This window comes from Flavobacterium sp. Root935 (genome assembly GCF_001429295.1).
Lineage (GTDB): Bacteria > Bacteroidota > Bacteroidia > Flavobacteriales > Flavobacteriaceae > Flavobacterium.
Genome location: NZ_LMJL01000012.1, coordinates 173,052 through 194,304 on the forward strand (window position 1 = coordinate 173,052; position 21,253 = coordinate 194,304).

The following is a 21,253-nucleotide window of genomic DNA, read 5'->3' on the forward strand; positions in this document are numbered from 1 at the left end:
TTTCGTCACGCATAAATTATCTAATTATCAAATTTTCTCATTTTCTAATTATAAAATCCTCTAACTGTTTTAAAGTGATTCTTCCTTCGTAAATCGCTTTTCCTATTATAGTTCCTTCACAGCCTAGTTCTGCTAATTTTGGTAATTCGTCGAAAGTTGAAATTCCTCCAGATGCAATTAATTTTATTCCTTTTGCTTCCGCTAAAATTTTGCTGTACAAATCAAAACTTGGGCCTTGAAGCATTCCGTCTTTTGCAATATCAGTACAGATAACATACTGAATTCCTTTTGTTTGATAATCCTGAATAAACGGAACTAATTCTTCATTTGATTCTTCCAGCCAGCCTGAAACTGCTATTTTTTCGTCTTTTGCATCTGCACCAAGAATGATTTTTTCTGATCCGTATTCGAAAATCCATTTTTCAAAAATGGCTCTGTTTTTCACCGCAATACTGCCGCCGGTAATTTGGTTTGCACCGCTTTCAAAAGCAATTCTCAAATCGTCATCCGATTTTAATCCGCCTCCAAAATCGATCTTTAGACTCGTTTGCGTTGCAATTTGTTCTAATATCTTGTAATTAACAATTTTACTCGATTTTGCGCCATCAAGATCCACTAAATGCAAGTATTCAATTCCGTGTGCTTCAAATGATTTCGCCACTTCAAGCGGATTCTCATTGTAAATTATTTTCGTATCATAATCGCCTTTGGACAAACGAACACATTTTCCGTCAATGATATCTATGGCTGGTATTATTCTCATTTTTATATTTTAGATTGTTGATTTTAGATTTTAGATTATTCAAAAAAGAGTATTGAATTAGTAATTTCTAAAATTGATGTTTTGATTGAAATTGATTTTAATATTGGAATTTGGAATTTAATCTTTGGATTTTAGTTTCAAAAAGTTTCCAAGAATCTTCTCTCCCACGTCCCCGCTTTTTTCTGGGTGAAATTGGGTTCCGTAAAAATTATCTTTTTGCAAAGCCGATGCATATTCCACGTCATAATTCGTTGTAGCAATAGATTCTGAACAATTTGGCGCATAAAAACTATGAACTAAATACATGAACTCATTTTCAGAAATTCCGCTGAACAAATCGGTTTTTAAATCATAAATCTGATTCCATCCCATTTGTGGTACTTTTACATTGTTTGAAAATTTCACGACATCAACATCAAAAATTCCTAAACCTTTGGTGTTTCCTTCTTCTGTCTGATTGCACATTAACTGCATTCCGAGACAAATGCCTAAAACAGGTTGTTTTAATTCTGGAATTAAGCTTTCCAAACCACTTTCGCGAAGTTTAGCCATCGCCGAACTTGCCTCGCCCACACCAGGAAAAATCACTTTATCTGCCGATTTAATTTCATCTGGATTATTACTCAAAACAGCCTTAAATCCCAATCTTTCAATAGCAAACATAATGCTCTGAATATTTCCTGCTCCGTAATTTATAATTACTATTTTCATTAAAAAAGCTTTAAGCTTTAAGCCATAAGCTTTAGGCCTAATGCCTACAGCCTATGCTTATAGCGTTTTACAACATTCCTTTCGTCGAAGGCAAAATCATTTTCTCAGTATCTCTTTTTACGGCAACTTTTATCGCTTTCGCGAAAGCTTTAAAAATTGCTTCGATTTTATGATGTTCGTTGATTCCTTCTGCTTTGATATTTAAGTTGGCTTTTGCACCGTCTGTAAATGATTTGAAGAAATGATAGAACATTTCGGTTGGCATTTTACCGACCATTTCACGTTTGAATTCGGTTTCCCAAATCAACCAGTTTCTACCGCCGAAATCAATTGCTGCTTGTGCTAAACAATCGTCCATTGGCAAACAGAATCCGTAACGCTCGATTCCTAGTTTATTTCCCAATGCTTTTGCGAAAACTTCCCCTAAAGCAATTGCTGTGTCTTCAATTGTGTGGTGCTCATCGACTTCTAAATCGCCTTTTACAAGAATTTCTAAGTCCATTTGACCGTGACGTGAAATTTGATCTAACATGTGATCGAAAAAGGCAATTCCAGTATCGATTTTGCTTTTTCCGGTTCCATCCAAGTTTAAATTGATATAAATATCCGTTTCATTTGTTTTACGAGTAATCGATGCCGAACGTGCTTCTAACTTTAAAAACTCATAGATTTTTTTCCAATCCATGGTTTGCAAAACAATAGTTTCGTTCAATTCTTCCCGTTTTAATGAAATTTCGTTACTGCCAATTCCATCGATATCATTCATGTAGATCGCTTTTGCTCCCAGATTTTTAGCCAATTCAACATCGGTTAAACGATCTCCTAAAACGAAAGAATTTTCTAAATCATATTCTGGATTGTTCAAGTATTTGGTCAGCATTCCTGTTCTAGGTTTGCGTGTTGGCGCATTTTCTTCTGGAAAAGTTCTGTCAACAAAAATTTCATCAAAAACAACTCCTTCATTTTCAAAGGCTTTAAGTATAAAATTCTGAGTTGGCCAAAAGGTATCTTCAGGAAAACTATCCGTTCCTAATCCGTCCTGATTGGTTACCATTGCTAATTCGTAGTCTAATTCGCTGGCAATTTTTGCTAGATATTGAAAAGCTTTTGGGTAAAATTCCAGTTTATCTAAGCTGTCTAATTGGTAATTTTCAGGTTCTAAAACGATCGTTCCGTCGCGATCTATAAAAAGTACTTTTTTCATCTTTTATTTTTTGAGAATAAAGAGTATAGAAAATAGAGTAAAGAGGATAGACTTTTGATCCTATTTCTAAAGTTCTTACATTTTTTTCTTTCTTCTATATTCTTTCTTCTATATTCTTTACTCTATATTCTTTACTCTATTTTTTCTATTTCAATAACTTTAATTCTCTAATTAAAACAGCATTTTCCTCTTCTGTTCCAATAGTAAAACGGAGACAATTTTCGCATAAAGGCTGAGTGGTTCTGTTACGAATTACAATTCCTTTTTCGATTAATTGATCGTATCTTTTGTTAGCATCATCTACTTTAACCAAAACAAAATTAGCTTCTGTAGGATAAATTTTTTCTACAAAATCTACCTCAAGTAACACTTTAAGTAATTCTTCTCTTTGCTTGATAATAGAAGCTATTTCCTGTTTTATCTTTTCAGAATCTTTTAAACGTTCAATAGCTCTTTGCTGTGTTAATTCGTTTACGTTATAAGGCGGTTTAATTTTATTCAAAACCGAAATAACAGCTTCAGATGCGTAACAAATTCCCAAACGAATTCCAGCCAAACCATATGCTTTTGAAAGCGTCTGAGTAATTACCAAATTTGGATATTCATCAATTTCCACAAGCCAGCTTTCTTTTTCTGAAAAGTCAATATAAGCTTCATCAATCACTACTAAACCTTTAAAGTTTTGAAGTAATTTCACAATGCTTTCGTCTGAAAAAGAATTTCCAGTCGGGTTATTGGGTGAGCATAAAAAGATGATTTTTGTATTTTCATCGACAGCTTCTAAAATTTTTTCTACTTGAGGCTGAAAATCATTTGTAAGCAGAATTTCTCTGTTTTCTACTGCGTTGATATTCGCTAAGACGCTGTACATTCCGTATGTAGGCGGCAACGTGATAATGTTATCTGTTTTTGGTTCACAGAAAGCTCTGAAAATCAAATCTAAAACTTCGTCACTTCCGTTTCCTAACAAAATCTGACTCTGTTTTGTATTGTTATTTTTGGCTAAAAGTGCTTTAACCGAATTCTGCTGTGGATCTGGATAACGATTTACTCCATTTTGAAACGGATTTTCATTTGCATCCAAAAAAATCATATCTGCAGTATCAAAATCTTCAAACTCATCTCTCGCCGAAGAATATGGTTTTAAAGATTTTACGTTTTCACGTGTAATTGTATTTATATCGAATTTCATTATCTTAATTTTTAGAATATAGAGAATAGAATAAAGAGAATAAACTTCCAACATTATCTATTATTTTCTATTCTATGTTCTTTCTTCTATTTTCTATATTCTGTGTTCTATATTCTGTGTTCTATATTCTTTATTCTAAACTCTTCAGTCTTAAGGTAACAGCATTCTTATGCGCTTGCAAACCTTCCGCTTCAGCCATAAGCTCAATTGCTTTTCCAATATTTTGAATCCCTTTTTCTGAAATTTTTTGGAATGTCATCGATTTCATGAAACTATCTAAATTTACACCGCTGTAATTTTTAGCGTATCCGTTTGTTGGCAAGGTATGATTTGTTCCTGATGCATAATCTCCAGCACTTTCAGGAGTATAATTTCCAATAAAAACAGAACCTGCATTTACGATTCCGTTGCAGTAAAAATCATCGTATTGAGAACAGATGATAAAGTGCTCTGGCCCGTATTCGTTGATTAAATCTAAAGCAATCTTATCATTTTCCACATAAATCAATTTCGAATTTTCAATTGCTTTTTCTGCAATTGCTTTTCTGGGAAGAACTTCTATTTGAGATTGGATTTCCTTTTCTACTTCATCAATTAATTTCTTTGAAGTCGAAACCAAAATTACCTGACTATCAGTTCCATGTTCTGCCTGAGACAATAAATCTGATGCTACAAATGCAGGAACCGCCGTATCATCAGCAACAATTAATAATTCTGAAGGACCAGCAGGCATGTCAATTGCAACACCAAATTGAGTTGCTAATTGCTTAGCTACGGTTACAAACTGATTTCCAGGGCCGAAAATTTTATACACTTTTGGAATAGATTGTGTTCCAAATGTCATTCCGGCGATCGCCTGAATTCCGCCTACTTTTAAAATCTTAGTTACACCGCATAAATTTGCTGCATATAAAATTGCTGGATTAATTTTTCCTGATTTATCTGGCGGCGAACACAAAACAATTTCTTTGCAGCCCGCAATTTCAGCAGGAACAGCAAGCATTAAAACTGTTGAAAACAAAGGGGCTGTTCCTCCTGGAATATACAAACCAATTTTCTGAATTGGTCTTTTTTCCTGCCAGCAGTTTACGCCTTCGATAGTATCTAGTTCAATTCTATCTGTTTTTTGAGCTTTGTGAAATTTATAAATATTGTCTTTTGCTAATTTGATTGCCTCTTTTAATTCGTTCGGAATCAGATTAATTGCTTCACTAATTTCTTCTTTAGAAACTTCATAATTATCTAAGGAAATTCCATCAAAGATTGAAGTGTATTTTGCAACTGCTTCATCTCCTTTTTTCTGAACTTCTTTGAAGATTTCTTTTACCGTAACCTCAATATCATCAATGGTTTGAGTTGGTCTCTTTAATATTTCAGACCAGGTTTCTGGTTTTGGATTGTTTATCTTATTCATTATTTTTATGCTTTATGCTATAAGCTGTAGGCTTTAAGCTTTTTAAACTATCTTTAATTTCTTTGGCAAAAGCTTAAAGCCTATTGCCTAAAGCTTAAAGCTTTAAAGAACCATTTTCTCAATTGGGCAAACCAAAATTCCTTCTGCTCCAACTTCTTTTAACTGGTCGATTACATCCCAAAAAGTATCTTTATCGATTACCGAGTGCACACTGCTCCAGCCTTCCTGTGCCAATGGCAAAACGGTTAAACTTCTTAAAACCGGAAGAATTTTTCCAACAGCATCAATCTTGTCGTTTGGAACGTTCATTAAAATGTATTTTGAATTTCTAGCTCTTAAAACCGCCTGAATTCTGAATTTTAAAGTATCAATATGTTTTTGAATTTCTGGAGAAACTTTTGGAGAAACGGCTAAAACTGCTTCACTTTTCAAGATAACTTCAACTTCTTTTAAATTGTTCTTGAATAAAGTGCTTCCGCTTGAAACGATATCTACAATTGCATCTGCAAGACCAATGTTTGGAGCGATTTCTACAGAACCAGAAATTTGGTGAATGTCTACACTTAAACCAAATTTATTAAAATATTCGTTAACTGTATTGGGATAAGAAGTTGCAATACGCAATCCAGCTAAATCTTGTATTGAATTATATTCCAAAGTTTTAGGAACAGCAACAGAAACTTTACATTTTGAGAATCCTAATTTTTGAACCACTTCGATTCCTTTTCCTTTTTCTACCAAAAGATTGTCGCCAACAATAGCGAGATCTACTACTCCATCAATTAAATATTGAGGAATATCTGAATTTCTAAGATACAAAACTTCAAGAGGAAAATTAGAAGCTTCGGCCTTTAGCTGGTCGATTCCGTTGTTGATCGAAATACCGCAGTCTTTTAAGATTTGGATGCTGTCTTCGTTTAAACGACCTGATTTTTGAATTGCAATTTTTAAAGTACTCATTTTTTTAGTTGTTTGTTGGGTTTATAGTTTGAGTACAAAGAGTTAGAATAAAAAAACCCGTTTGATGTACTCAAACGGGTTTTAAAATATGATGATTTACACGCATACCATTAACACATCGCTTGAGAGCAATTATGTAGATGATGATGATGTAATTGAATTGAAATCATGATTGGTTTTGTTTTTTACTTCTTTGATTCGGTTGCAAATATAATAGATAAATTAATTAAAAAGCAATTTTTATTTTAACTTAACTATAGTTTATTGTTAAAAAACATTCTGAAGAGCTTTATAGTTAATTATTTTAAAATTACTTTAACGGATCTTCATATTCCTCAAAAGTCAATAAGACCTGAGTTCCTTTGCCGATTTCACTTTCAATTTTAAATTTAATTTGAAGCAGATCTGTCATTCTTTTTACGATAAACAAACCTAAACCTGTTCCTTTAATTTCAGAATGATTTAAGGAATCTGATCTAAAAAACGGATTCAAAATGGATTCTAAATCTTCTTTCGCAATTCCAATTCCTTGATCTGAAATATTACAAATAATCTTGTGATTTTCTCTGGATAACGAAATTCTAATTTGACTATCATTATTAGAATATTTTACTGCATTCGAAATAATATTTCGGAGAATGGTTACTACTAAATAATTATCAGAATAGGTATAAAATTCTTCAGGAGCATCTAATATTACATTGATATTTCGAGATTTAATTTTCTCTGCATTCAAAGTGAGAACATCTAAAATGACTGCATTTAAATACACATTTTCCCTATTGATATTTTGCTTTTGATTTTCAAAACGCGCCATTAAAAGTAACTGATCCACAAGAGAATTTAAGTGATCTACTTCATTAATACAGTAATTAATTTTTTCTTCATATTCTTTACTGTCACGAGGTTTGCGTACTAATACTTCAAGTGTTCCTTTAATAACTGTCAAAGGTGTTCTTAATTCGTGCGAGGCGTCTGATGTAAATTGTTTTTCTCGTTCGATTGCATCTTCAATTCGGTCTAATAAATTGTTTATGGTTTTAGAAAGTGTGAATAGTTCGTCTCTAGTTTTCGGAAGCGGAATTCTTGTTTTTAGATTGTCTTTTGTAATAACTCTAGAAGTGTAAATAATGTCATTTATGGGTTTTATACTTCGTCCTGCAAAAAATCGAGCAAGAAAGAATAACAATAAAAGGATTATCGGAAAAGCAATCAGTAAGGTATCTAACAAATTTTCCAGCACTTTTGAAGAATCTGAAAGTGACATTGCAATAATTAAATAGCCTATTTTCTTAGTTTTTATGTGAAGTGGAACTTGAATTTGACGAATTTTATTTCCTAATAATTTGGTGTCAAAAAGCTGAAAATGTTCTTTGTTTTCATGAAAAACTAATTTTTCATTCTTTAAATTAGGAGACTTTTCGATTATTTTTTTATTCAAATCCAAAAACTGAACAAAAACAGGATTTACATCAACAGAATTATGTTCTCTTTCCTCCCATTCTTCAGCATCCATCAAAATCACTTTTTTGTTTTCAATTTTGATTTCTTTTAAGTGATCCTGAATTTCAATGTTCAAATTTTCATCAATATGGTTGTAAACAGTGAGTTTTACAATAAAATAAATAGCTGAGAACGCAACCAGAACCAGCAGTCCTGTTGTTAAAATATAATTTAACGCAATTCTATTTTTAAAGGATAATGATGTCATTTTTTAATCATTGGCTATATAACCAACGCCACGGATAGTTTTTATATAATCTTCTTCAATTTTAAGTTTCAGTTTTTTCCGAATGGCATTCATAAAAACATCAATTACACCAGTGTCATATTCAAAATTTATATCCCATACATCCCTTAAAATCTGATTTCTTGTACAGACTTTTCCTTTATGCTGAATTAAATATGTTAATAATTCGAATTCTCTCTGCGTTAACGAAATCTCTTCTTGATCTTTTAAAACAATATGCTTAGACAAATCCATGCGGATAGTTCCGAGAGTTAATATTTCGGTTTGTTTTTTATTTCTAAAATGAACTTTAATACGCTCTACCAATTCCTCAAAACTAAACGGCTTTTTGATATAGTCATTTGCTCCAGCTTTTAAACCTTCTATTGTTTCCTGAACAGTATCTTTTGCGGTTAAAAAAATAATTGGCGTCGTTTGATCTTTAACCCTAATCGCTTTGCAGAGATCAAGTCCGTTAATTTTTGGAAGCATCCAATCTAAAAGAATCAAATCAAACTTTTGCTCATGAGCCAATTCGAAGCCCTTAGAACCATCATTTGCGGTCGTTACCTGATAACCTTCTTCTTGTAGGCCTTGTTTTAAAAACTGAACAATCCCTAATTCGTCTTCAACTATTAAAATATGCATCTATCGTGTTTAATTTAAGATCCGAATTTAATTTTTCTACATCAAAGATAGGATATTTCCAAATCAGAAATAAGCCAAAATGTCAAAGTATTAAGAAAACCAATATCTTAAGCGAACTTTAAGATAACGTTAAGTAAGGTAAAAGTCTAACTTAATCTGGCGTTAATCAATCGAAAGTAATTTTGTAAAAAAATAATTAGATGACTTTTTCCAAAAAACTTTCGCCTTTTTACAATCTTGCCGTATTGTACTTTATTGTAAGTTTGATACTCAGAATTGTCCTTTTTTTCCACCCAATTACACAAAGCTCTTTTACATTCGCTGAAAGCCTCAAAATCTTTACCTTAGGCTTAATTTCAGATTTTTTTGTATTTGTAATAGCTTCAATTTTCCTTTGGCTGTATCTTATTTTTATCTCCAATTCAAAATACAATAAACCTTACGGATATTTTATTCTCGCGGGTTTCGCTTCTTTTTTAATTTATATAGCTTCTGGAAAAAGTATTTTTGATGAATACGGTGGCGCTCTGCCAAAAATTGTTTTAATTTTTGTGGCAATTAAAACGACTTTATTTGCCCTGTTTTTATTCTTACCAAAATATCGCACCAAAATTAGATTCTGGCTTTTTACATTTGTAATTTTTTTATACGTTTTATTGATCCTTCAAAATGCGATAAGTGAGTTTTTCTTTTGGAATGAATTTGGAGTTAAGTACAATTTTATTGCTGTTAATTACCTCATTTACACCAATGAAGTTATAGGTAACATTATGCAGTCTTATCCTGTAATTCCTATATTTTCGGGATTATTTATTATTACTGGAATTATTACATTTTTTATTATAAAGAATTCCCGAAATTATATTGATGAAATTCCAAACTTCACCGAAAAACTTAAAATTACAGCTATTTACGGAGCACTATTTGCAGCTTCTTTATTTGCAATTCCAAGCCTAGCTAAAACGGAAAATTCAAAAAATGTATTTGTTAACGAGTTACAATCTAACGGGATTTATAAGTTTTACTTGGCTTTTCAGAATAACAAACTTGATTATTTTAAATTTTATAAAACAATTTCGAACGAAAAAGCTTTTGCACTTTTAAAAGAACAATTTCCGACAATTACTGGAGAAAATACTTTACGTGAAATCAATAATGATTCTATCGAAAAACATAAAAATGTAGTTTTAATTACGGTTGAAAGCTTAAGTGCTGATTTCATGAAAATGTACGGAAACGAACAGAATATCACGCCATTTCTAGATAGCTTAGCACAGGAAAGTTTATTATTTACCAATGTATATGCTGCAGGAAACAGAACGGTACGAGGTCTTGAAGCTGTAACTTTATGCTTGCCTCCTACTGCTGGAGAGAGTGTTGTGAAAAGAGAAGACAATAAAAACAAATTTTCTACTGGTTCTGTTTTTCTTAAAAAAGGTTACAACGTAAAATTCATGTACGGCGGAGATGCTTTTTTCGATAATATGCAGGACTTCTATTCTGGAAACGGTTATCAGATTATTGATAAATCTAACTTTTCTGAAAATGAAATTACTTTTTCGAATGTATGGGGAGTCTGCGATGAAGACATGTATAACAAAGCTATAAAGATTATGAACGCTGAAGCACAGCAGAATAAACCTTTTTTCAATCATATCATGACGGTTAGTAATCACAGGCCGTTTACATATCCGAACAATAAAATTGATATTCCAGGAAATATAAAATCTCGCGACGGCGGCGTAAAATATACCGATTATGCGCTTCGCCAGTTTTTCAACAAAGCTAAAGAACAGCCTTGGTTCAACAATACTGTTTTTGTTATTGTTGCCGATCATTGTGCTTCGAGTGCCGGAAAAACACAACTTCCGTTAGACAAATACAGAATTCCAGCTTTAATTTATTCTCCATATAGTAAACCTGAGAAATACACCAAATTAATGTCTCAAATTGATATTATGCCAACATTATTTGGGCTGTTAAATTTTGATTATAAAAGTAAATTTTTCGGGCAGGATGTTTTAAAACCAGATTATCAGCCTAGGGCTTTTATTGCCACTTATCAAGATTTAGGTTTTATAAAAGATAATGTTTTGACAATTTTATCTCCAAAACAACAAATAAAACAATTTCAATTAAAACTTAACCCAAAAGCCGGCATTGCACCTGAATTTCAGATTCATTATGATGAAATCCCGCTAAAATCCGAAAATACGGAATTGACCAATGAAACGATTTCTTATTATCAATCTGCTTCTTACGTTTTAAAGAAAAAAGAGTACCAGCTTAAAGATTTAGGTTTAACTTTTAAGAATGCTAAATTATACGCAAAGGTTCGATAAATACATAAAAAAAGCCTCAAGTTCAACAACTTGAGGCTTTTTTAGTTTCGTTAAGCTTGAAACTATAAATCTTAAATTAATCATTTTGGTTTTTCAATCCAAAAAGATTTCCTTTTTGATATAGCTTTAAATCTTCTTGTAAAAATTGATAATTTCTTTGAGTAACTGCTGGTGAATCTAAATCACTCAAATCTGGTTTTCCAGCATCTACCCATGCAGTATACCAAAAACTTGCTGTTGCCTCAATCGCCTTTTTCATTTGACTTTCAACCATTCCGTTTAGCTGATCGTGTAGTTTTTTAGCATATTCATCTGCAAAAACAGCTGTATTATATTTACTTTTCAATACTTTTCCGTCAGCATCCATTTTAAAAACTTGGTTTTCTGGCGTAGCCGTTCTTAATTTTTTATCGATATCCAATAAAGGCTGTGCTAAACTGTGTGTATCATTTATCATATCCCAAATTGCTTTGTGAACATCATCATAATGATGCGCATAAGGAACATTTAATTTATAATTCTTAGCAAATAACTCAGGAAGTCTGCTCTCCCAAAGAGAATGAATTCCTTTTTGATCGCTTAATTGCCCGTCATGATTTGCAGAAGTATGCAATGGCATGTGCGCATCGCCAATGTAATGCCCCAAATCTGCTGCCAAAAATAAGATCTCAGCTCTATTTTTATCTTTAAAAGCTTTAGTCAATTTTGCCATCATATCTTCAATATACCAAGGTAAAATTCCGTTATCGCTTAAAAATTTAGCGTCATATTTTTTCTTTGCTTCTTCTAAAGTTTGTGGATAGCTATCAGCTGGACCAAAGTTTTCCATATCAAAATAATGTCTTGGACCTTCGTCTTTATAACTTAAAGCATATTTACGAATATCTGGAACTGAAGCTTCTTGTGTAATAAAATCAATGTGATTGTAAAAGAAAACCTGAAGTGGATGCGGCAATGCCATTACAGCTGCTTTGTTGATTCTTTCGTGACCTACAATTCCCCAGGATAAAGTAAAAAACCCAATGATTAAAGCACAGAACGCAATTAATCTTGGTTTCGATTTGAAGTTTTTCATTTTTGTTTTTGTATTTAGAGGTGCAAATTTACCTTATTTATGGATAATTCAAAGTATAACCGTCTAAGATTATGTAAATTTAATTTTTTGAAATTTTTACACCATATAACTAACATAAGTTCATGTATAAAGATTTTCTTTCGTAAGTTTGTTAATGGACTAAACCTTAAAACCATGCGCTTTACTTTTCTAAATATAATTTTCTTTTTATCGACTGTTTGCTTTGCTCAGGAGAACGAAATCAAACCAAAAAATGTTAGTGATAGTATCTTAAATTCAAAAAGAACAGTTAGATTTTCCGATCCTTTTAATGCGGAAAGAATAATGCAAAAATTGTTTCCTGGTAAATTATATCATCTTAAAGAGAAAAATACATTTGTAAGCTGGACCTGCAAAACTTGTAAACCTGCTCCTTTTGTAGATGTAAATGGTGTAGAAGGCGATCAAATGTTCCCCTATTCAAATGGCATAGCTACAAGACTTCTTGCTAATATTGACTATGCAGATTCTAAAGGAAATCAATTTAAAATATTGGCTTTTAATCATTCTGTTCATGATGAAGATGGCTTACAAACTGGACGTTTTTCCGGCGGTTTGTTAGGTTTAGCAAAATTCGCTAAAAATGGTAACGTCTGGGAAATGAAATCTTTTCAGCCTGGTGTTGCTGCTTTTGGAGCTTTTGCACAATGTCCTACTCCAAAACTTTTACAAATTGGAGAAGATCAATTTGCTTTTACCATTTCGCATATTAATGGCGGTGCCGGTGGCCCGTATGAAGGCTATCTGTATCTTGTGGCTGGCTTTGATGGTAAATATCAACCTATAATGGAAGTTAATGAGTATCAATTAACCAATGTTGCAAGCATAAAATGGACTGGTTCTTATAAAGTTGTTGATGATGTTGCTAAAAAACATTTTAGAGATATTATAGTAAAAACCAACGGTTCTTATAATAAAGACGCAAAAGCCGAAGATGAATTTGAAGCAACACTTCCTGTAGAAATAGCTGAAATGGCCAAAACTAAAAAACAGTTTGATTTTGAAATTGAAAGACGTTTTTCTTTTAAAGGAAAATTTTATAAGATGATAGACAAACCAACTGTCAAATTTTCAAATGTAAAATAGCTTTTAACTCAAGTAAATAATTGAGACTAAAGCTAAAACAGCTATAAAGATCCAAAGAAAAACTCCCTGTAATAAAGGCTTTACTCCTACTGCTTTTAAAGTAGAGAAATTTAGAGTTGCACCAATTAAGAATAAAGTAATTGTTAAACCAATTTTAGCTACGCCAACTATATGTGTGGTGAAAGTATTTGTAGAAGGCAAATATGTGTTTACAAGCATAGCCACAATAAATAACCCAATAAAATAAGGGATTTTTATTTTTGTCCCAAAGCTTCTGGATTGCTTATTAAAAACAAAAGCTGTTAAAAGTGATATTGGAATAATCCACAAAGCTCTTGCTAATTTTACTGTTGTTGCCACCTGTAAAGCTTCTGCTCCGTATTTATTAGCAGCCCCAACAACCGAACTGGTATCGTGAATTGCAATTGCACACCAAAGTCCGAAATCTTTTTGGGATAAATCTAATTGATGCCCAATAAATGGAAAAACAAATAAGGCAATTGAATTCAGTATAAAAACTACTCCCAAAGCAATTGAAGTCTGATTTTCGTTTGATTTAATTACTGGCGCAATAGCCGCGATTGCACTTCCTCCGCAAATTGCAGTTCCGCAAGAAATTAAATGGGATGTTTTCTTGTCTGTTTGCAGCCATTTACCAATTAAAAAACCAAAAATTAAAGTACTGAAAATTGAAAAAACGGTTAGAATAAAACCTTCTTTTCCTGCTGAAACTGCGCTATGGGCGTTCATTCCGAAACCTAAACCCACAACTGAAAACTGCAGTAAAAATGTGATTGCTTTATGATTGAATTGAACAAATGGATTTCCGAAAACATTTACAATTAGTACTCCTAATAAAAGTGCGATTGGCGGAGAAATGATTGAGAATAAACACAACAAAATTACTAAAGCAAAAAGCGCCTGCTGTAATGAATGATTAATTTCGAATAATTGTGTTGCTGTATGTTGTTTTGTTTTCAAAATAAAGTAATTGATGTTTATATTGCAAAGTTCTATTGTTTAACCCATAAATACCAATCGTAAATTGCAATTGACTATAACTTTAAGTTATAGTGAGATGCAATATTTTGAATAAACAATTCTGATAACGAATCTGATTTTCCAACTAAAGTAATGATATAAAAGAATCTTTCTATTGCTAATTTTTCGACATCTAGAACTATTAATTCTTTGTTTAGCAATTCTTTATTTACGGCATGAATCGACATAAATGCAAAGCAATCAGAGTTTAATAAATACGATTTTATACTTTCTGTACTTCCTAACTGCATTTCGATTTGTAAATCTGAAAATTTCAAACCTGCTTTTTTCAATGCAAATTCTATAACTTCAAGTGTTCCAGATCCACGTTCGCGAGTTATAAATTTCATTGATTTTAAATCGTTTACTGAAATTTCATTTTGCTTCACTAACGGATTTTTACTATTGCAGACCAAAACCAATTCGTCTTTTAAAAACGGAATGTATTTTATGGTTTGATTTTTAGACTGCCCTTCAACAATTCCAATTTCAATTTCTTTATTGATTAGGGCGTTTTCGATTTGTTCAGTATTTCCATTCAGTAGATTGACTTTTATATCTTTTTGCTTTTGATGAAAACTAGCTAAAATTGGAGAAATTATGTATTGCGAAATTGTCGTACTTGCTCCCAGCCTCAATAAACCTTGACGTTCTTTGTTGAATGAACTCATTTCAAAATCTATTTCTCGGTAAATATCAAAAATACTTTTAGTGTATTTTAATAGAGTTTTCCCAGCTGGTGTTAAGGCTATTTTAGAACCGTTTCGTTCAAAAAGTTTGGTTTTGTAGGTTTCTTCGAGTTCTTGAATATGTTTGGAAACTGCTGGCTGTGTAATATACAATTCTGTTGCCGCTTTAGTAAAATTAAGGCGGAGCGCAACGGTGTAGAAAACTTTTAGCCTGAAGTCCATTTCAAAAAAATTAAAGATAAATAATTATTGCCAATCTATTGGAAATGTTCCAGATTCGTTTAATAATAAAACTAAATTATACTTATCTATTTTTTTATCTTTTCTATAAATATAAACTTTTTTTGAAAATGCTTTTTTAACTAAACTATCATCTTTTTTAATATCGATTTTGTAAGAATTAAAATTAGCAAATTTGAATTTCTTTTTCACACCATTTGCAGTAATGTAACCTTTTGCATTTTCATTAATTTTAGTGATCACAAATTGATAGTCATTTCTATTTTCTTTTCTAGCATTTATATAAATCAAAGAAAAAATAGTACAAAAAAACAGACTAAAGAAAATTAAAACTTTTTTAAAGGACACGATCAATTTAATTTTAAAGCAATCCATTATACTTCCTTACAAACCATTCTGTAGTCAATAAAACGGCAATCAAAATTAATAACCAAACCCAGTCAATAATTGGAGTTTTAGTTGAAACGTTTTTTTCTATTGATTTGTATTCGTTATTTTCTAAAAGTGTGTTAATCAAATTATCAGCTTGATTTTCAAAAAAGGCTTTTCCGCCGGTTTGTTGTGCTAATTGCTGTAACTTTTGAACATCTGGATTTACAAATTGTTTTTCGATATCAAAATCTAGAATCTCGAAATGACTTGAATACGATGTATTTGAGTTTAATTCTTTTACCGTAAAATTATATTTTCCTGCTGGAAGTCCTTCTAAATTAGCTGAAAAAGAATTACTTCCTTTCAATAAATCGTAGTTTTTTGTCTGTTTGGTCGCAGCATTTACAACACTTATTGTAAGTCTGGCTTTTTCGTCAAACTCATAATTTTTATTGAAATATTGCGCATTGATAATAATCTCTTCTCCAGAATTGTAAAAACTTTCGTGCGTTACAACCAAAGATTTCTTGGAAGTTGTTGAGGCTAAATATTGAATTATTTTATCAATAAAAACATCATATTTTTCAAATGACTGATTATCGACATGACTTTGCAAACGCCATTTCCAGCTGTTTTCCCCTAAAAGAAAAGCTGTTCTTTTTCCTTGATTTTCGGCGAAAGCCAATAATGGTGCATTTGTAGAAACGTTTCTAATTTTTGATGAAAGTAAAACAGACACATTTCCGTTTGTACTAATATTTCCGAACAAATTCTGTAAAGGCGGAAAATTTTCAAAACCAATATTATCAATTGCAAATAAGTTAAAGTCTGGTTTGAATTCGCAGAGAAAATCTTCTCTTTGATTACTCATTTTAAAGATTAAATTATTCTGCTGCTGGTTTAAGAAATTAAAATCTGTGTTATTTCCTGTTATAATAAACGTGTTTGTTGATGCTAATTTATTATTATCAAAAATTGACTTAAAAGCCGTTGTTGGCTGATATAAAACCAAAACCGAAATGTCTTGTAACTCATTAATTTGATTTGGTTTAACTAATATTACCTTACGTTGCGCATTAACCTCGAGCGAACGTTTTAATGATGCAATATCTGGATGATTTATAGCCGAAACAATTGCAATAGTTGACTTTTGATCTATTATTTCGACTGCAAAATTTTTGATATTGTTGTAGCTATTTTTTTCTTTAACAGAAGATTGAATACTGGCTTTATAAATCTGTAATCCTACTTTATCTGCTGGCAAAAGCAAGTTTAAAAAAGCTGTTTTTTTTGAAGGAGAAAATGAAAGTTTCTCTTTTGCTACAATTGTATTTCCCTGTGAAATGGTAAATTCCGCATTCGCAGCTTTGTTGCCTGCATACTGCAGAAAAACTTCGACAGGAAATTTATTTTTATGAAAAGCGTATTTGTTTACGTTAAGCTGATTGATTTTTAAATCAAAAAATGTAGTTGTATCTCCCACAACTAAAGGATAAACTTTATTAACAGGATCAAAACGATATACATAATCATTTCCTGTAGTTTGATTTCCGTCGGTAATTATAACCGTTGGGAAAATCAGATTTTTATTGATACTTTTTAAGTTCTTTGCTGCTTCGTCTAAATTGGTTTGATTTCCTTTAAAATCAAATTTATCTGAAGTTTTAAAATCGTTATCAAATTGATAGGATTGAATTTCAAACTTTTCTTTTAATGCAGGGTTTGAAATTAATTTTTGATAAAGTTCAACCGCCTTTTTATCTGACTTTAAAGCTGCAATAGAACTCGAATTATCTACAACAATTGCTAAAGGCGTTTTTGTTATTTCCAGCGAACTCTTAGAAATTATTGGATTTATGAGTAAAACCAATAGCCCAAAAATGGCAAGGAAACGTAAAAAAGCCAAAAGTATAACCACATTGGATTTACTTTTGGCTTTATAAAAATATTGAAAGTACGATAAACCACCAGCAATTACTAAAGAAAGCAATAATAAAAGAATCGTGTTTGTCGTCATATTTATTTAGTATTCAGTAACAGTTTACGGTCGTCAGATTTAAAAAAGTCATTTTTTTTGACTAAAGTGTTCAGTATTATCCTAGAATCAGAATAGACTGAATACTAAAACCCTTGAACCTTTACAACTTAGTAACTTAGTAGCTCAGTACCTTAGGTTAACATTCCTCCGCAAACATTAAGAACTTGTCCAGTAATATAACCGCTCATGTCTGAAGCTAAGAAAAGACAAGCATTTGCTACATCTTCTGGGCTTCCTCCACGTTTCAACGGAATACCTTCTCTCCATCCTTTTACTACATCTTCAGATAATTTTGCAGTCATTTCAGTTTCAATAAATCCTGGCGCGATTGCATTGCAACGAATGTTACGAGAACCTAATTCTAGAGCTACAGATTTAGTAAAACCAATTGCACCAGCTTTAGAAGCGGCATAATTTGTTTGTCCAGCGTTTCCAGAAACTCCAACTACAGAACTAATGTTGATGATTGAACCTGCTCTTTGTTTCAAGAAAGTTTTTTGAATCGCTTTTGTCATATTAAAAACCGATTTCAAGTTTACATCAATTACTTGGTCGAAATCTGCCTCGGACATACGCATTAACAAATTGTCTTTTGTTATTCCGGCATTGTTGATTAAGATATCTACAGTTCCAAAATCTGCTAAAACAGCATCAACAAAAGTTTGAGCCTCATTAAAATCTGCTGCATTAGATTGATAACCTTTTGCTTTAACGCCTAAACTATTTAGTTCAGCTTCTAATGCTTCTGCAGAAGCTGCAGATGAGCTGTATGTAAAAGCAACGTTTGCTCCATGTTTAGCAAAAACTTCAGCAATTCCTTTTCCGATTCCACGGCTTGCACCAGTAATTATTGCAACTTTTCCTTCTAGTAATTTCATATTAAGGTATTCGTTTTTATTTTTTGAAATACAAATATAGAGTATTTGGGCGTTTAATAAAATTTGTAATACAAAAATTGGCTTAGATTTTTCTTTATTCATAAAACAAAAAAACAGCTCAATAAATGAGCTGTTCTCCCAAAATAAAAAAATAAAACTAAAATTCTTATATATGATTTTGCTTTGTTATGGCGAACATAATTATAAGAACTACAGCCATAATCATCATTCTGTTTACTGATTCTGAAAGCTTTTTAATTCTTTCAGCTTTATCATTTTTTCTTTGTTTACTAACATCCAATATAATGTATAGTGTAACCATTGCAATCGATAAATAAAGGTAAGATCTCACATAATCTCTAAAAAATCCTAAAATAGTGAGAAGTAAGATACCCCATAATAAAAAGATTATATTAAGATGTGAAATGTATTTTTTCATTATAAATCCAATATTTAAACTCATTAAACAAATAGTTTTTCGTTTCTCCTCTTTATGTTTTATTAAAAAAAAGCAGTCCAGTAAACTGGAACTGCTTTTTTTAACTACAATAAAATTTTATAATTGATAAGTTGTCATTCTAAAGTTACTAGCTGCACTTGTAAAAGTATAAATGGTATTAGAAAATGTAATTCTAAAAGTTTCTTTTTTAACATACAGACCTTTTGAATTGGTTAATTCATTATCTATATCTTTTAAGAAAGCATAATTTGCTGCTGTTGTATTCCAGCCATCATCATTTAAAATTATAGTTTTATTAACTGCATCTTCTGTTGTAGTTAACCAATGAACAATTTGAGCTTTTCCTCCATTAAACTGATACTGAATATATGTCCCGTTGGGTACATTATTAAACACAATTTGAACTCTGGCAATAGATTGATTTGCAGGTAATGTAGCATTTACTTTATCTACAAGTGTTTTAAAATAAGATGAATTTGTTGGAGCTGTATACAAGTTTGCTGCAATGTATCCGAACACCATCTGTGGTTTTCCAACAACTAAGTTTTTATAGTCATCAGTAAGAACTAATGGTTTTGCACTATATTTAATAGAAGCGCTTACACCATTTGTTCCGGTTGCTGTAAAACTTCCGTCTGTACTATTGTATATAAAATCTGTTAATTTCTGACCACCTACTTCTACAGCTGGGCTTACTACAATTCCTGTTGGAGTATATGCAATTCCCATATTGTTTGTAGCTGTAGATCCAGCTTCAATAGAATTTGCAGTTGCAAATCTTGATCTCGTAGCAAAAGTAAAATCATATTGATGTGTAGTTGTTCCGTCATTTGTTTCAAATAATCTAAACAATGGTCTTGTATTTGCGCCAACAACGTTAGCAATCATATCAATGTTTTTAGGAAGATCTGTCCAATCCTGAGCAGTTGCTTTTACAAAACGAATTTCTTTAGATGTACCATCACCTGCAGTTCTGTTTGCTTTAAATATAAGCTGTCCATTTTCTTGTCCGTAATATAAAAACTGAAAATCTCCTAAATATCCTTTACCAAGCAAAGCTGGTGTTGGATTAGATTGTGGGCTTGAATCTGATAATAAATGAATTCTGTTTTTAGTTGTAAAAACCAAACTTACAGTACTTCCTAATTGAATATCGTATTCACTTGTGAATTTTGAAGTTGTAGTAGCATCAAAGTCAGATGCCATTTCAACTTTTCCATCAGGAGTAAATTTGAATAAATGAGTAAAGCCTCCAAGTTGTTTATCGTCTGTAAAATAAACCGCTTTCCAGCCATCTGGAGAAGTGAGCAAAACTTCTTGTAATTCGCTTTTTTGAGCATTTAAACGCTCTGTTGGAGTTTTGTCAAACTTTTGTTCAACTTCTGTACTTGTACAAGCTGTCAGCTGCACTATAAGCAATGCAACAACTACATACTTGAATATATTTTTTATTTTCATAATACCTTTTTTTAAGTTTTATAATTGTTGAAACAAATTAATTATTAATTACATAAGTGGTATTCTTTTCTGCTTCATCTCTTAATGCATAAAAGTCCATATTAAAAGCGTCTTTAAAATATTGAACTACAATTGCTTCTTTTCTTTGAATATCTGCTCTTGCTTTTGCACTTGTTATACCTGCTAATATTGCAGCGTATTCTGCTTTTGTACTAATTAAAATAATAGACGCAGTTTCTGCAAAATCTTCAACGACATTTGATCTAGCATAGCTTGTAATAAAACCTAACTCTCTAGATGCTGCAGTTGTCTCAAGATGCCACGTTGCAGTATATCCTGAAGGTGTAATTTTTCCCCAAGCCTGCTCATCAAAAGGTTTAGTCTGATTTAAAATATGAACGTATTCGTGTTGAATGGTATGAATAAATTCGGCAACAATTGCACGGTTTTTCTTGTTGATATTATCAACTTCAAAAAGCGTTATTCTTTGCCCGCCTTCAGCAATACCAAGTGTTCTGGTGCCGTTTGAGTTTGAATTTACTCCACCTACCAAAACAATTTCTCGTGGTGCAATTTTTTTAACAAAATCTGCTCCTCCAATTGTTGCATAACTCTGCAGCCAAATTTGTTTAACAATTTCTAATGCCGGCTGTACTTTATCTATTGTTGGAGGAAATAGATATCTTGTATTATCAACCGTATTTTGATTCCATTTATACTGCGCATTAATATTATATGGAACAAGATAATTGGCATCAATCCATTTATCTAAATCTGTTTTAGCTGGCTGGTTGTAATCTAACTGGCTTTCTGTTGGCTGATCTTCATGAGCACAAGCCGTTAAAGCTAAAACCCCAACAAATACTGCTATCTTTTTATATTTATTTACAAATTTCATAATACTTTAAGTTTAG

18 protein-coding genes are annotated in these 21,253 nt (G+C 31.7%); 2 read left to right on the forward strand and 16 right to left on the reverse strand.

The genetic code is table 11. The features are described from left to right. Positions 1–37: 37 nt before the first annotated feature. The 8 genes from hisA to ASE40_RS15570 form a co-directional block, all read right to left on the reverse strand. Complete coding sequence (hisA, locus tag ASE40_RS15535; protein WP_057118004.1) at positions 38–763, reverse strand: 1-(5-phosphoribosyl)-5-[(5-phosphoribosylamino)methylideneamino]imidazole-4-carboxamide isomerase; 726 nt, start codon at positions 761–763, stop codon at positions 38–40. 117 nt (positions 764–880) lie between these two features. Then, entirely contained in the window at positions 881–1,474 is a 594-nt protein-coding gene (gene hisH, locus ASE40_RS15540; RefSeq protein ID WP_057118005.1) for an imidazole glycerol phosphate synthase subunit HisH, read from the reverse strand. Between the two features lie 67 nt (positions 1,475–1,541). Next, the gene (gene hisB / locus ASE40_RS15545) at positions 1,542–2,678 is read right to left on the reverse strand and encodes a bifunctional histidinol-phosphatase/imidazoleglycerol-phosphate dehydratase HisB (protein WP_057118006.1); all 1,137 of its coding nucleotides are present in this window, start codon (positions 2,676–2,678) and stop codon (positions 1,542–1,544) included. 145 nt (positions 2,679–2,823) lie between these two features. Continuing rightward, the gene (hisC, locus tag ASE40_RS15550; RefSeq protein WP_057118007.1) at positions 2,824–3,870 is read right to left on the reverse strand and encodes a histidinol-phosphate transaminase; all 1,047 of its coding nucleotides are present in this window, start codon (positions 3,868–3,870) and stop codon (positions 2,824–2,826) included. Positions 3,871–4,000: 130 nt separating this feature from the next. Then, on the reverse strand, positions 4,001–5,284 hold the full coding sequence (hisD, locus tag ASE40_RS15555; protein WP_057118008.1) for a histidinol dehydrogenase: 1,284 nt from the start codon (positions 5,282–5,284) through the stop codon (positions 4,001–4,003). 102 nt (positions 5,285–5,386) lie between these two features. After that, positions 5,387–6,244 (reverse strand): ATP phosphoribosyltransferase, encoded by an 858-nt coding sequence (gene hisG, locus ASE40_RS15560; RefSeq protein ID WP_057118009.1) that lies wholly within the window; start codon positions 6,242–6,244, stop codon positions 5,387–5,389. Positions 6,245–6,554: 310 nt separating this feature from the next. After that, a complete protein-coding gene (locus ASE40_RS15565; protein ID WP_057118010.1) occupies positions 6,555–7,955 on the reverse strand; it encodes a sensor histidine kinase in 1,401 nt (466 codons plus the stop codon). A 3-nt stretch (positions 7,956–7,958) separates the two neighbouring features. Next, on the reverse strand, positions 7,959–8,621 hold the full coding sequence (locus ASE40_RS15570) for a response regulator transcription factor (RefSeq protein ID WP_057118011.1): 663 nt from the start codon (positions 8,619–8,621) through the stop codon (positions 7,959–7,961). A gap of 200 nt (positions 8,622–8,821) precedes the next feature. Between ASE40_RS15570 and ASE40_RS15575 the strand changes: the two genes are divergently transcribed. After that, on the forward strand, positions 8,822–10,963 hold the full coding sequence (locus ASE40_RS15575) for an alkaline phosphatase family protein (protein WP_057118012.1): 2,142 nt from the start codon (positions 8,822–8,824) through the stop codon (positions 10,961–10,963). Between the two features lie 76 nt (positions 10,964–11,039). On the opposite strand, the gene ASE40_RS15580 is transcribed toward ASE40_RS15575, so the two are convergent. Then, entirely contained in the window at positions 11,040–12,038 is a 999-nt protein-coding gene (locus tag ASE40_RS15580; RefSeq protein ID WP_057118013.1) for a zinc dependent phospholipase C family protein, read from the reverse strand. Between the two features lie 324 nt (positions 12,039–12,362). Here ASE40_RS15580 and ASE40_RS15585 point away from each other — a divergent pair, with 324 nt between their 5' ends. Beyond that, positions 12,363–13,163: a hypothetical protein gene (locus ASE40_RS15585; protein ID WP_317039107.1), complete on the forward strand. Its 801-nt coding sequence runs from the start codon at positions 12,363–12,365 to the stop codon at positions 13,161–13,163. Between the two features lie 3 nt (positions 13,164–13,166). On the opposite strand, the gene ASE40_RS15590 is transcribed toward ASE40_RS15585, so the two are convergent. The 7 genes from ASE40_RS15590 to ASE40_RS15625 form a co-directional block, all read right to left on the reverse strand. Beyond that, a complete protein-coding gene (locus ASE40_RS15590) occupies positions 13,167–14,144 on the reverse strand; it encodes a YeiH family protein (RefSeq protein ID WP_057118015.1) in 978 nt (325 codons plus the stop codon). 74 nt (positions 14,145–14,218) lie between these two features. Beyond that, entirely contained in the window at positions 14,219–15,115 is an 897-nt protein-coding gene (locus ASE40_RS15595) for a LysR family transcriptional regulator (protein WP_057118016.1), read from the reverse strand. Between the two features lie 24 nt (positions 15,116–15,139). Beyond that, complete coding sequence (locus ASE40_RS15600; RefSeq protein WP_128414982.1) at positions 15,140–15,424, reverse strand: hypothetical protein; 285 nt, start codon at positions 15,422–15,424, stop codon at positions 15,140–15,142. 70 nt (positions 15,425–15,494) lie between these two features. Beyond that, positions 15,495–17,522 carry a hypothetical protein gene (locus ASE40_RS15605; RefSeq protein ID WP_057118018.1) on the reverse strand — a complete coding sequence of 676 codons (2,028 nt, stop codon included), beginning with the start codon at positions 17,520–17,522 and terminating at the stop codon, positions 15,495–15,497. Positions 17,523–17,674: 152 nt separating this feature from the next. Next, positions 17,675–18,421, reverse strand: coding sequence for a 3-oxoacyl-[acyl-carrier-protein] reductase (gene fabG, locus ASE40_RS15610; RefSeq protein ID WP_057119779.1), 747 nt, complete (start codon positions 18,419–18,421; stop codon positions 17,675–17,677). 556 nt (positions 18,422–18,977) lie between these two features. Next, the gene (locus ASE40_RS15620; RefSeq protein WP_057118020.1) at positions 18,978–20,339 is read right to left on the reverse strand and encodes a DUF4302 domain-containing protein; all 1,362 of its coding nucleotides are present in this window, start codon (positions 20,337–20,339) and stop codon (positions 18,978–18,980) included. Positions 20,340–20,376: 37 nt separating this feature from the next. Then, complete coding sequence (locus ASE40_RS15625; protein ID WP_057118021.1) at positions 20,377–21,237, reverse strand: putative zinc-binding metallopeptidase; 861 nt, start codon at positions 21,235–21,237, stop codon at positions 20,377–20,379. Positions 21,238–21,253: the final 16 nt, after the last annotated feature.

Bases quoted from the DNA above. Each gene is read 5' to 3' on its own strand.
- hisH (WP_057118005.1), bottom strand. From the start codon at position 1,474: ATGAAAATAGTAATTATAAATTACGGAGCAGGAAATATTCAGAGCATT.
- ASE40_RS15620 (WP_057118020.1), bottom strand. From the start codon at position 20,339: ATGAAAATAAAAAATATATTCAAGTATGTAGTTGTTGCATTGCTTATA.
- fabG (WP_057119779.1), bottom strand. From the start codon at position 18,421: ATGAAATTACTAGAAGGAAAAGTTGCAATAATTACTGGTGCAAGCCGT.
- ASE40_RS15625 (WP_057118021.1), bottom strand. From the start codon at position 21,237: ATGAAATTTGTAAATAAATATAAAAAGATAGCAGTATTTGTTGGGGTT.
- hisD (WP_057118008.1), bottom strand. From the start codon at position 5,284: ATGAATAAGATAAACAATCCAAAACCAGAAACCTGGTCTGAAATATTA.
- ASE40_RS15605 (WP_057118018.1), bottom strand. From the start codon at position 17,522: ATGACGACAAACACGATTCTTTTATTATTGCTTTCTTTAGTAATTGCT.
- ASE40_RS15580 (WP_057118013.1), bottom strand. From the start codon at position 12,038: ATGAAAAACTTCAAATCGAAACCAAGATTAATTGCGTTCTGTGCTTTA.
- hisB (WP_057118006.1), bottom strand. From the start codon at position 2,678: ATGAAAAAAGTACTTTTTATAGATCGCGACGGAACGATCGTTTTAGAA.
- ASE40_RS15575 (WP_057118012.1), top strand. From the start codon at position 8,822: ATGACTTTTTCCAAAAAACTTTCGCCTTTTTACAATCTTGCCGTATTG.
- ASE40_RS15595 (WP_057118016.1), bottom strand. From the start codon at position 15,115: ATGGACTTCAGGCTAAAAGTTTTCTACACCGTTGCGCTCCGCCTTAAT.
- hisA (WP_057118004.1), bottom strand. From the start codon at position 763: ATGAGAATAATACCAGCCATAGATATCATTGACGGAAAATGTGTTCGT.
- ASE40_RS15585 (WP_317039107.1), top strand. From the start codon at position 12,363: ATGCAAAAATTGTTTCCTGGTAAATTATATCATCTTAAAGAGAAAAAT.
- hisG (WP_057118009.1), bottom strand. From the start codon at position 6,244: ATGAGTACTTTAAAAATTGCAATTCAAAAATCAGGTCGTTTAAACGAA.
- hisC (WP_057118007.1), bottom strand. From the start codon at position 3,870: ATGAAATTCGATATAAATACAATTACACGTGAAAACGTAAAATCTTTA.
- ASE40_RS15565 (WP_057118010.1), bottom strand. From the start codon at position 7,955: ATGACATCATTATCCTTTAAAAATAGAATTGCGTTAAATTATATTTTA.
- ASE40_RS15570 (WP_057118011.1), bottom strand. From the start codon at position 8,621: ATGCATATTTTAATAGTTGAAGACGAATTAGGGATTGTTCAGTTTTTA.